Source organism: Cupriavidus sp. FW305-3-2-15-C-LB2 (assembly GCF_058787575.1).
Map to the genome: position 1 here is coordinate 20,682 of NZ_JBYSZW010000012.1, position 12,257 is coordinate 32,938.

General features: G+C 66.5%; 5 protein-coding genes. All 5 read right to left on the reverse strand.

What is annotated here, in order from left to right; translation table 11 throughout:
* Positions 1 to 10: 10 nt before the first annotated feature.
* Positions 11 to 907 carry a UDP-3-O-acyl N-acetylglycosamine deacetylase gene (locus AC3WRR_RS11370; RefSeq protein WP_454749503.1) on the reverse strand — a complete coding sequence of 299 codons (897 nt, stop codon included), beginning with the start codon at positions 905 to 907 and terminating at the stop codon, positions 11 to 13.
* Entirely contained in the window at positions 904 to 8,493 is a 7,590-nt protein-coding gene (locus AC3WRR_RS11375) for an SDR family NAD(P)-dependent oxidoreductase (protein ID WP_492296997.1), read from the reverse strand. The genes AC3WRR_RS11370 and AC3WRR_RS11375 overlap by 4 nt, the downstream gene beginning before the upstream one ends.
* A 77-nt stretch (positions 8,494 to 8,570) precedes the next feature.
* Entirely contained in the window at positions 8,571 to 10,139 is a 1,569-nt protein-coding gene (locus AC3WRR_RS11380; protein WP_492297075.1) for an LTA synthase family protein, read from the reverse strand.
* Positions 10,136 to 10,924: an SDR family NAD(P)-dependent oxidoreductase gene (locus tag AC3WRR_RS11385; protein ID WP_492296998.1), complete on the reverse strand. Its 789-nt coding sequence runs from the start codon at positions 10,922 to 10,924 to the stop codon at positions 10,136 to 10,138. Before AC3WRR_RS11385 ends, AC3WRR_RS11380 begins: the two co-directional genes overlap by 4 nt.
* The gene (locus tag AC3WRR_RS11390; protein ID WP_492297000.1) at positions 10,917 to 12,122 is read right to left on the reverse strand and encodes a capsule polysaccharide biogenesis protein; all 1,206 of its coding nucleotides are present in this window, start codon (positions 12,120 to 12,122) and stop codon (positions 10,917 to 10,919) included. The genes AC3WRR_RS11385 and AC3WRR_RS11390 overlap by 8 nt, the downstream gene beginning before the upstream one ends.
* Positions 12,123 to 12,257: the final 135 nt, after the last annotated feature.

A 12,257-nucleotide genomic window follows, 5' to 3' on the forward strand; every position in this document is an offset into this window, starting at 1 on the left:
GTCCTTGTTTTCAGTTGGCCGTGTCCGCCCACTCCCACGCATCGGGCTGGTCGAGCAGGGCGGCACAGAGGCGGTAGTTCATTTCATGGCTGGGGCGCAGCGCCGTGACCTTGCCCAGCAGGGGCGCACCGAGCAGCGCGAGATCGCCGATCAGGTCGAGCACCCGATGCCGCACGAACTCCACCGGCAGCCGCATGCCGCCGATGACACCGTTGCCGACGATGGTTGCGGTGCAGGATGGCCGCGCGCCCCGCAGAATCGGATTGCCGCGGAGGTAGCCGAAGGCGATGGCAGGCACCGCCCACTTGAGCCGCCCGTACGAGCGCGCCGGCGCAATCTCGCTGGCGAAGGAGGCCGGGTCGATCGTGCCTGCCCACTTCAGTTCGCCAAAGCCTTTCAGATCATTGGTGACATCCATCTCGTAGCGGTCAGCGGGCGTTACCGTGAGGCGGCGCGTGCCGCCATCCGCGACCGTCACTGCGTGCCGGATGCGCAGGAAGCGCTTGGGCGCTGGCAGTGCAGTGCGTCCGCAGGAATCAATGGCCGCGATCCACGGCAGTGCGCTGCCATCGAGAATCGGTACTTCTTCGGCATCGAGCCCGACCGTGGCGTGATCGATCTGGCAGGCCAGCAGCGACGCGAGCAGATGCTCCACAGTGCGCACGCGCACGCCGCTTGCCGACTGCAGCGCCGTGCAGAGCGGTTGCCCGAGCCGGAGCTGCGGCGACGCGGGCAACTCAGCCACCACGCGCCCCGCGCGCATGCGCCGGAACACGATCCCCTGGCCCAGCGGTGCGGGCGAGATGTGCACGTTGACGCGCCGCCCCGTGTGCAGGCCGTGGCCGGACAGCCGCAGTTCGGTCGCGAGCGTGCCTTGCTGCCGCGCCCAGCCGGGCTGCGCCGTCACTGCGCGGCCTCGTCGGCCAGGATCGTCGTGCCGGCGCTGCCGTCGTGTCCCGGCTGCGACAGATCGATGGCGTGGATCGATGCCATCGCAGCGATCTGTTGCTCCATGCTGGCGGCTTCCCCGCTATCCTGGCTGTCCGCGCCGGCGCGCACGGACTCAACGATCTTCTGCGCCAGCGAGCGCACGGTAGCACCTTCGGCCAGCAGCATCACCGAGAGCTTCACCTCGAAGGACTCTTCGACAGCCATGCCGAGCTCCATGCCCATCAGCGAATCCATGCCCAGGTCGGTGATCGAACGGTCCGGATCGATCTTCTTTGCCGACAGGTGCAGGATGTGCGCAATCTGGGCTTGCAGCGTGTCGATGACGCGCTGCACGGCTTCATTGACGGGCAGGGCGCGCACGTCGGCTGCGACGCTGGCGCCGCCCTGGCGCTGCGCGTCCTGGGCGGTGCCTGCGCCCATCTCCATATAGCGCAGCGAGCGCGCGGCCGGCATCACGCGCGAAATTGCCTGCCAGTCCAGCCACAGCAGCGCCTCGCCGGCGCGGTTGGTGAGCAGTGCCCGTTCCAGCGCTGCCATCGCTTCATCGGATGTGATGGAGCGGCCTCCGATGCGCGACTGGATCGCCTCGCGCGTCTGCGCGTTGCGCGCCAGGAAGCCGACGTCCTCAAGCGGGCCCCAGGCCATGAAGGTGCCCGGCAGGCCTGCAGCACGCCGCTGGTGCACGAGCGATTCGAGGAAGCTGTTGGCAGCCACGTAGTTGGCCTGTCCCGGATTGCCCAGGAACGTGGTGGCGGACGAGTAGACCACGAAGAAATCCAAGGCCAGTGCCTGCGTGGCGCGATGCAGGTTCCACGCGCCCGCAACCTTGGGCGCAAGCACGTCGCGCCATTTGCCGTCGTCGAGGTTGGCGAGGAGGCCATCGGCGATCACCATGGCCGAATGCACGACGCCCTTGAGGGGCGCACCGCGCGCGGCGATGCCCGCCACGAGCGCGTCCACTGCCGTGGCATCGGTGAAGTCGCAGGACGACACCGTGACGGCAACACCGTGCTCGTCGCGCCAGCGGTCGGCTTCGGCGGCCAGTTCCGGTGCGAGCGCGCCGCGGCGGCTGGCAAGCACCAGGTGGCGCGCACCTTTGTCCACCAGCCAGCGCGCGGTGGCGAAGCCGAGGCCGCTGGTACCGCCGACGACGAGGTAGGCGGCACGCGCGTCCAGCGCCAGGCCGGCCGGCTCATCTGCCTGCGGCGCCGGCGCGCCGTGCGGGAAGGTAATGACAATCTTGCCAATCTGGCGTGCCTGCTGCATGTAGCGGAACGCCTCCTCCACGCGGCTGGCGGGGAAGGCGCGGTACGGCAGCGGGTCGAGCGAGCCCTCGTCCAGCATCGTCATCACATTGCTGAACAGCGAGGCGGTCAGCTCAGGCGCGGCATTCATCAACTGGTCGGCGTCGATGCCGAAGTAGCTGATGTTGTTCCGGAACGGGCGCAGCCCGATGCGGCTGTTCTCGTAGAAGTCACGCTTGCCAAGCTCAAGGAAGCGGCCGAACGGGCGCAACACATCGATGCCCAGCACCATCGCCTCGCCGGCCAGCGAGTTCAGCACGATGTCTACGCCCTGGCCGTTCGTGATGCGGCGGGTATCGTCGGCAAACGACAGGCTGCGCGAGTCCAACACGTGGGAGGCGCCCAGCAGGCGCACGAACTCCCGCTTCTCGTTGCTGCTGACGGTGGCAAACACCTCGGCGCCAAGATGGCGCGCCAGCTGGATCGCGGCGATCCCTACGCCGCCAGCAGCGCCATGGATCAGCACGCGCTCGCCCTTGCGCAGCCGCGCCAGCTCGCACAGCGCGTAGTAGGCGGTGAAAAACGTGGAGGGAATAGTGGCGGCTTCCTCGAAGCTCATTCGCACCGGCTTGTGCGCGATAGCTGTCGCCCGCGTTCGCACGCGGCTCGCGAAGCAAGCCGGAGCGAAGCCCAGCACAGGGTCACCGACGGCGAAGGACCGCACATCGCTGCCGACGCGCGTGACACGGCCGGAGAACTCCAGGCCGATGGTGGGGCCGGCAAAGCCGCTTTCCACGGCTTCGTCAGACAGCAGCCCCATCGCGTACATCACGTCGCGGAAGTTGAGGCCCGTGGCAGTCGGCTCGACCTCGACCTCGTCGGCTGCTAGATCAAAGGCCGGCTGTTCAAACCATTGCAAGTGGCGCAGCGAGCCTGGCGACTCGAACGCGAGCACACTGTGAGGCGCCGCCGTGGACTGGTCGGGCATGACGTCCTGACGCGGCGCAAGACCGGCCGGCAGCATGCGCGGGACATAGCGTTCGCCGCCCCACAGCAGCACTTCGTTTTCCTGGTCGGCAGACAGCAGCTCGCACGCGAGCGCGGCAGCCGGTGCTTTGCTTGCCGCATCGAGATCGATCAGGCGGCAGCCAAGCTCCGCGCGCTCGTTCATCAGCACACGGCCCAGTCCCCATACGGTGGCCTGCGCTGGCTGGAAGTCTTCCGCGCCGGCGTCTGCGACCGGCAGCGGTGCGCCGCCGCGCGTGACCACCGACAGCCGCACGGCCGGCATGCTGCCCGGCAGTTCGCGGCCCAGCCGGGCCAGCGCGATCGAGGTCGATTCCTGCGCGAGCATCATCGCATTGCCGTCCGTAGCCGCGGACTGCACCGCGGCATCGGCCGCGAGGAATACCACATGGCAGGGAGTGCCACCGCCCATGGCCGCCGCGGCGTGCGCGATGCAGGCCTCCGGCGAGGCGAGCAGCGACACTTGCGCCGCCGGCGACGCGGCCTGGATGGCCTGGGCCAGCGCGGCCGCCAGCGGGCCGGGCTGGCCCGGGCAGGCCAGCAGCCAGTGCACGGCGGAAGAGGTCGGGGCACCGGTGGCGGCGGGCGCGGTTTCGTCGTGCGATGCGTCGCGGCGGGCAACCAGCAGCAGCGGGGCGCCTTCGATATCGAGATCGGCCTCCACATGCCGCGTCGCAGCCTCGAAGCCCTGCGCGTGCAGCATCGCGCTGATCGCGGCAGCCGGGATCAGCTCGCCGCGGCCGTGGTGCCACCATTCCGGGGACAGCCCGAACACGATGTCGGAGAACCGGCTGGACTGGCCGTCGGCGAGGATCAGCATCGCGCCGGGCGCCATCCACGAGCGGATGGCGGCCAGCAGGCGGGCCGGCTGGCCGCCCGCGCGCAGCAGGTTGTTGACGATGACCACGTCGAACGACTTGCCGCGGCCCGGCTCGATGGCCAGCGTGACTTCGTTGCCAAGTTCGATCGGCGCGGTGCGGATCCGCGGGTGACCGGCGGCATCGAAGGCGCCAAGCTGTTCGACGCTGCCGGCGATCGTGTAGTCGCAGCGGTCTTGCCAGTGTGCGCCGATCGGCTGGAACAGGTCCGCGCCGGGGGTGATGACCTCGAGGATCCGCATCGGCCGGCGCTGGGTCCAGGACCGCACTGCGGCGTCCAGGCAGGACTCAGCCATCGCGTTCACATGCGCCCAGGTGGGCGAGGCCTCGAAGAAATGATCGAGCAGGCTGCTGCGGCCGCTAGGCAGGACCGCCGATGCGTCACGCTCGCCCTGCAGGATCGCCGGTAGCGAGGCGCCGCAATGTGCGAGCAGCGTCAGTTCGGCAACATGTCCCGGCGATGCGGACAACAGGGTGCGCCAGAGTTCCTCGATCGACGGTAACGTCTCGTCGCCGCGAACCAGGCGGCCGTCGCGTATCGCCAGCACGCCATCTTCCAGCAGCATGCCGGTCAGGCGCTCCAGTAAAGCGGGGTTCGCCGTGGTGGGGAGTGCTTCGGCCTCGAGCACGCCCAGTGCCTCGATGGCGCGCCACGCATAGGCGGCGGCCAGCACGTCCAGCAGCGGCATCACCTCAGTCCGGTGGGTATTGCGGTGCGCGGCATCCTCCCGCGCGGCAACGGCCTGCGCGGCGGTAGCCAGCAACGTGGCCGGTACCGGCAGTGCCGCGGCGCTAATGTCCTGCGCATGCGGACGAGCCTCGGCCGCGAACACATAGCGGCCGGGCGCGCCATGGCGGCGCGCCACCAGGTCGACGCGGCGGAAGCGGCATTCGCTGATCCGCAGCGTGACATTGCCGGCCTGGTCCAGGTAGGTGAAGGTGCCGACCAGCGAATGCGGGTTGCGGCGGTCGATGCGGGCGACCACGCGCACCGGGGCACCGCCGCCGTAGTAGTCGATCCGGCCGAACTGCACCGGGACGTAGGCCGCGCTGTCCGCCGTCTTGCGGCCGTTGGCCTCCAGCGCCAGCAGCGGATGGAAACCGCTGTCCATTGCGCCCGGGTGCATCACGTAAGCGGCGACAGCCTTCGGGTCCGCCAGCGCGGCGGGCGCATTGAATGCCGCCAGCGCGGTGTCGCCGTCCACGCGGACGTTCCCCACCCAGCGGAACGCGTCCCCGAATTCCAGTCCGATGGCTGCAGCCCCTTGATACAGCGTCTCGCCGTCAATGACGGGCGCAGCCTGCAGCGCAGCGAGTTGCGCCGCCGCCGGAGCCGGCGCGGGCAGCGCCGGGCCGCCGCTGAGCAGGCGGCCGACGGCGTTCTGCGCCCAGGGATCGTTGCTGCCGCGCGGCCGCGATTCGATGGCGAAGCTGGCCGTGCGCGGCTCGATGGTGAAGCGGAACAGCTTGCTCTGCTGCGGCTGGAACACGGCCGGCGCGCGGATGTCGAGATTCTCCACGGCGCACTGTTCGGTGCCAAAGTACAGGCGTGCTGCCGCCAGCGCCATTTCCACATAGCCGGCGCCCGGGAAGGTCACGGTGCCGTCCACCACGTGCGCGGCGAGTGCGGGTAGCTTGACCGGGTCAAGCTGGTTTTCCCAGGCGGCCGCGCTGTCCTTCAGGCGGTAACCCAGCAGCGGGTGCTCGCGATGGCGGTCGACGAGGTCGTAGCCTTCGGCGGTGACCGGTGCCCAGTGGCGGCTGCGTTGCCAGGGGTAGCCCGGCAGCGCCAGCGTCCGGTCATCGTCCGGATAAACGGCGGCGCGGTCGAGGCGGGCGCCATGAGCAACCGCCGCGCACAGCGCATGGCGGAGCTGGGCCGCCGAGTCGTGATTGCGCTTCAGCGTGGGCAGCACGCGGTCGCCCGAGCCAGCCGGCTCGACAGTTTGCACCACGTAGTTGCGCAGGATCGAATGCGGGCCCACCTCCAGGAACAGATGGATGCCGGTGCCGGCCAGGTGTTGCGTCGCCTGATCGAAGCGCACGGGCTCACGGATGTTGCGCCACCAGTATTGCGCATCCAGCTCCACGCCGGACAACGGGCCGCCGGTCACCGTGGAGGCGAAGATTGCCTCAGTCGGCTGCGGACGCAGATCGGCCAGCCCCGACAACACGGTCTCGCGGATCGCATCCATCCGCTTGCTGTGGAATGCGTAGTCCAGGTCCAGCAACTGGAAGAACTTGCCCTGGCGGGAGACATGGTCCTGCAGCACCTGCAACGCCTGCAGCGAGCCGGCCAGCGTGACGGCCTCCGGGCTGTTGATGCCGGCCACTTCGAGGTCGTCGGCCAGCCCCAGCCGTTCAATCAGCTCACGCGTTGCCGCCTCGCCGAGCCCCACTGCGGCCATCTTGCCGGTGCCGGCCGTCAGCGCTTGTGCGCGGCTGCGAACCTTGATCACCTTGACGGCCTGCGCCAGGGTCAGTGCGCCGGACGCCCACGCCGCGGCGATCTCGCCCACGCTGTGGCCGTAGCAGGCGTCGTATTCGAGGCCGCTGGCGCGCAGCGAGCGCACGATGCCGACCTGCATCGCGAACAGCAACGGTTGCGCGTTCTCGGTGCGCTGCAGCCATTCAGCGGTGGCGCCATCGCCCATCACGCCGGCCAGCGACGGGCTGCCGTCGGCCCGCCACAGCACGTCGATTTCCTCCAGTGCGGCGCGGAAGACGGCATCCTCGGCAAGCAGGCGCTGGCCCATGCCGGCCCACTGCGAGCCGTTGCCGGAGAAGACGAGCGCAAGCTTGCCTTCCTGGCTGGCTGCTTCGCCGGTGACATATGACGGCGAACTTTCGCCTTTTGCCAGCAGCGCGAGCGCGGCCAGGCCTTCCGCCTCCGTGGCCGGGGCGATTACGGCGCGATGCCGCAGCAACTGCCGCCGATGCGCGGTGGCGCTGGCAAGCGACTGCCACGACGCGCCGGCCTGCAGCCGTGCCTGGTACTTGCCGGCCAGTGCCTGCAGCGCCTGCGGCGCGCGCGCGCTCAGCACCAGCGGCGCGAGGCGCGACGCGTCTGCCTCAGGCGCCTTGGGCGCAGCGTCAGGCCGGGCCACCGCTTCGCGCAGCAGCACATGAGCGTTGGTGCCGCCAAAACCGAACGAGTTGACGCCCATCAGCAGCGGCGCGGGGCCTGCCTTCAGCGGCAGGTAGCGGTCCACGACGCGCAGGTTACCGCCACCAAAGTCGATGTTCGGATTGGGATTGCGGAAATGGATCGATGCCGGCACCGCGCGGTGCTTCAGGCACAGCACGGCCTTCAACAGGCCAGCCATGCCCGACGCGGTTTCGAGGTGGCCGAGGTTCGTCTTGGCGGAGCCGATCAGCAGCGGCGACTCGGCGCTGCGCCGGCTGCCGATCACGTCGATCAGCGCGCGGGCCTCGATCGGGTCGCCGACCGCGGTGCCGGTGCCGTGCGCTTCCACGTAGGCCAGGTCTCGCGGATCCACCCCGGCGCGTGCGTAGACGGCTTCGAGCAGCGCGGCTTGCGTTGCGGCGCCGGGCACGTTGATACCGCCATGCGAGTGGCCATCCGAGTTGACGCCGGAGGCCGCGATCACCGCGTGGATGGTGTCACCGTCCGCCAGCGCATTGCTGAGCGGCTTGAGCAGCACGAGCGCACCGCCTTCGGCGCGGACGTAGCCGTCGCCGCTGGCGTCGAACGCACGGCAGCGACCCGTCGGCGAGAGCATTGAGGCCTTGGAGAAGCTGATGAAAGGGAAGGGATGCAGCAGCAGGTTGACGCCACCGGCCAGCGCCGTCTCGGCCTCGCCAGAGCGGATCGCGTTGCAGGCCTGGTGCAGCGCCACGAGCGACGACGAGCACGCCGTGTCGATCGACATGCTGGGGCCGCGCAGGTCAAACAGGTAGGAAATCCGGTTCGACGCGATGGAGAGCGTATTGCCGGTGGCGGAGTAGGCATCGACCACGCTCAGGTCGTCGACGGCCCGGTCGCCATAGTCCTGGCTCGCCACGCCGACAAAGACGGCGCAGTTGCTGCCGGCCATTTGCTGCGGCAGCTGGCCGGCATTCTCGAAGGCCTCCCAGGCGAGTTCGAGCAGCAGGCGCTGCTGCGGATCCATCTGCTGGGCTTCGCGCGGCGAGATGCCGAAGAAGTCGGCATCGAAGCCGGCCACGTCGTCGATCACGCCGGCGGAGAAGGTGTAGCTCTTGCCTGGTTCGCGCTTGGAGGGGTGCTGGTAGAACTCGGTGTCGAAGCGGCCGGGCGGTACTGACGTTACCGCGTCCTTCTCTGCCAGCAGGAGGTTCCAATATTCTTCCGGGCTCCGAACACCGCCCGGAAAACGGCACGACATCCCGACAATAGCAATTGCGTCATTCATCTTGTTATACCTGCGAGACTTCTCTTGAGATCGCTGGAAAATTTCGTTCTTGTCTTGTACTGGCTGTAATGGCATCGCTAGTGCGATGCATAACCCATACCCGATGCTAGGTCGGCATAGGCTTTGCTGCTAACTGCTTCGGCTGGGGTTGCGCCAAGGCAATCGATTAGCATCTGGCCCAGCCTGTGCGCCGGAGCAATTTCCGTCGCAGGCGCGGTCGTAGCAACCCTGTCACTGCGCCAAATGAAGTAACTGCTCTGCTGCGGCATGCAGCGTAGCTGCCCGTATACCTTCGACAGCGCCGGCACGTGGTCGCCATAGAAGCAAAGGACGGCTGGACGCTTGCGCGAGGCGAGGTAGCGCGTCAGTGCGCCAATCATGGCGTCGGCGTTGGCCAGGTGCCGCAGGTAGACAGTCAGGTCATCCCATGGTTTGCCTTCACCAAACTGTTGATAGCTGGCGGATTCCCCGGGCGCCACCCTCTCCAGATGCAACGGCCCATGGTTTTCAATAGTCATCGCCATGACAAACGCCGGCTTGTCGCCGGCGGCTTCCAGTTCCTCGCGGATAGCATCGGTCACCGCGGAATCGGCCACATATGGACCGAAACGCGGTGCGTCCTTGAAATGGCGAATATCCAGAAAACGCTCAAAGTGCATCATCCTGAAAACTCGCCACCGTCCGAAGAAGTCGCCATGATAAGGGTGGATGGCAACTGTCCGGTAGCCACCACTCCGGAACCATGCCGCCAGGGAGGCGCACTGGCGCCGTACATAGGCGTACGGATAGAAGCGTGCATACCCCTGCTCAGAGGGCGCCAGTCCTGAGAGAACGGCAAACTCGGTACGCATCGTGTTCGCACCCCAAGCCGGCACATCGAGCTGGCCGCAATGCACGGCATTGGCGCATGCTGCATCGAAATTGGCGAGCAAATCCGCCCGCACGCCCGGGCCCAGGCAGCGCGCATCGAAAAAGGACTCGCTCTGAACAACAATGACATCCGGCCGCTGCGCAGCTTGAGCCTTACGCGAGAAGGGGCCACGGGCCATTGCGGCGCGCAGTGCCTTGCCCGTTGCGGGACGTAAGCCATTCATCAGGCAAGCCACGAACACGGCGTAAAAACCATGCTTGCGCTGGTCGAGTGCGGGCACCATCGTCAGCGGCAGCACGCGTGCCGCCAGCAGGTTGCATAGGGCACCGGCAGCCGTTGCAGCCAGCAGCCATGCATGTGGCACCTCCGGCATTGGGCGGCTATACACTAGTACGGCGCCAAATACGCCCACTCCGGCCAGCAGTGCCAGCGTGTTGGCAACACTCAGGAACGGCAGGTACATGCGTGGATGCCGGAACAACTGGCTGAACAGGCTCAGATCCGAAAATACAAGCGGTTCCCGCAGCGATTGATGCTTGGCGTTGCTGACTACTGCCAACAACCCGACCAGCGACGCCGCCACGAATCCGGCAAATGCTGGACGGCCGGAAATCGACAAGGTCAACAAAAACACCGTAGCTACCGAAGTGATGTGCGTGGCGAGTGCTACCATGCCGCGGCGCCAGGGCGGCACCGCAGCGGGCAAGGCGACGGTGTCGAGCAGGAACGACACCGACAGAGCGATGAGGAAAATGACCCCGCCAGACATGCTCAGGTACGCCTTTCCCTCGGTAAATAAGAGAGCTTGTCGAGGATTTGGTCGCCGAGCTTCGGGGGGAGTAACGGCAGCAACCGCATGCCCAAGGCGAGCAGGGACGGAAAGGCAATTTCCGCCCGGCCTGCCGCCAGTCTGGCGCGAATATGGCGCGCGGCCTTCTCGGCGGACCACAGGAACGGCTTGTCGCCAGGAAAGACGTCGCTCATCGCAGTCTTGACGAAGCCTGGGAACACCAGCGAGAACCGCACGCCATAAGCTGCCAGCAGCGGCCGAACCGATTCTCCATAGGCCTTAAGCGCCGATTTGCTGGCGCAGTAGGCTGGCGAGATTGCCATGCCACGGATTGCCGCGAGCGAACTGATCACGGCAACCTGACCCTGTTTGCGCGCGCGCATGCGTTCCAGTACGGGCATCAGCGTATGCAGAGCGCCGTAAAAATTGGTATCGAACACATCACGCGTGCGAACCAGGTCTTCCCAGTCCGCAGACGAAGACAGCGTACTGGCTACGCCAGCATTGGCAATCAACAGGTCGATTGGATAGTCCTGGTCAAACGTGGCCAGCCACGCTTCCAGTGCTTCCGGCTCACGGACATCGAGTTCTGCCGTGATGACATGCGCGCCGCGCCTGATGCATGCCTGCGCGCAGTCTTCCAGGCGAGTGGCATTCCGCCCGACCAGGCCAAGCGTCACACCCGTTGCGGCATACGCCTGCGCGAGCGCCGCGCCAATCCCGGCGCTGGCCCCTGTAATCACAATATGGCGCGGCACCGAACTAGCCATGAGCCATCTCCAGCCGCCGCACGGCGCCGGCGACTGCCATCTCAATGCCCGTACGGGTATAGAAATCGCCGTTGATCTGGGTGTGATGTGTCAAATAGTCCAGAAATACCTGATACAGCGCCATATCTGGCCCCTCGGCTTCACGCCAGAAGCTATCCAGCCCGCCTTGCCAAGTCATGCCCGCCATGTCGTAGATGGCCGTGCCAAGCGTGATCAGCGGACGGCGGTGGTGGAGGGCGGACAGGCCAACTGTACTGTTAACGACTACCACGCCCTTGGCATGGTCCAACAGCGTCGGCAGGTGGCCGGCGTCGATGAACTCAAGACGGTCCGCCATGCCGAGCGCCTTGGCCGCACCCATCGCGTAATGGCGATAGTCAATCAGCCCTGTGTCAAGCGGATGGTTCTTGATGACCAGCAGCGCGTCCGACGGGCCATGCGCGGCAAACGACGCCAGGACATGGTCGATGGCGTGGCGAATGCCTTCGAACGATGAGTGGACCTGGATCTGGGAATCGGAATTCAGTTGCAGCGGGAATAGGTAGTAGGGAAGTTTCCGGGTCAGGAGGCGTTCCGTAAGCTTCTCCGCCTCAACCTTGTGCTGCCGCTGCTGGAGCAGGCGTTTGGCCAGCCCGGCGTACTCGCGGTAGCCGCTCTCAGGACGATGACTGCGGTAATGCGGGAACCGGCTCGCATACAGCGCGTTGGCCGCACGGTACCGAATATCGTGGTAGGCGCGTTCGTAGAGGTTGTACCCCGTGGGCTGGCCAGGAGGCGCGGGCGGCGTCACGGCACGTTGCTCGCGATACCAGGCGGGATCGCGCGGCAACCGCGATCGGCCGTTGACACCATGCGCTTCCATGGTGAGCCAGTTCGGTCGGACATAACCTTCTTCGAAAACATTCACACGAATTTCATTTTGTTCGGCTAGAGGATAAACCGGACGATGAATGTTTCTGCAATCCCCAAAAAGTAGGATGTCGGTGAAATTGCCGGTGGCAACTGTGTATGAGTACCAGTTTGGAAGCTCACTTTGGTCCTCTCGGAAGTCGCGGGCGCTTTCTGGGCCTGCATACGCCAGATCACCGCCACAAAAGTTGACGCGCTGTACGGTGTGGCCATCCCGAGTCAATGCAGCGGCCAGCCGACTAAAAAATGGGGATGCCGTGCCTTGCAGGGCGAGAAACGAGCGGCGCATCGGTTGGAGGCAGGCTGTACGACTGGCTAGCGTGTAGGCAGATGGATCTGCGTGGAGAGCGAACCCAAGGGGGATGGGTTCGGGAACGCAGGGAGGATACCTTAGATGGTTATGCAATGTAAGGGGATCGCTATG

Excerpts from the sequence above, each read along its gene's own strand:
- AC3WRR_RS11375 (WP_492296997.1), bottom strand. The coding sequence starts at position 8,493 with ATGAATGACGCAATTGCTATTGTCGGGATGTCGTGCCGTTTTCCGGGC.
- AC3WRR_RS11385 (WP_492296998.1), bottom strand. The coding sequence starts at position 10,924 with ATGGCTAGTTCGGTGCCGCGCCATATTGTGATTACAGGGGCCAGCGCC.
- AC3WRR_RS11390 (WP_492297000.1), bottom strand. The coding sequence starts at position 12,122 with ATGCGCCGCTCGTTTCTCGCCCTGCAAGGCACGGCATCCCCATTTTTT.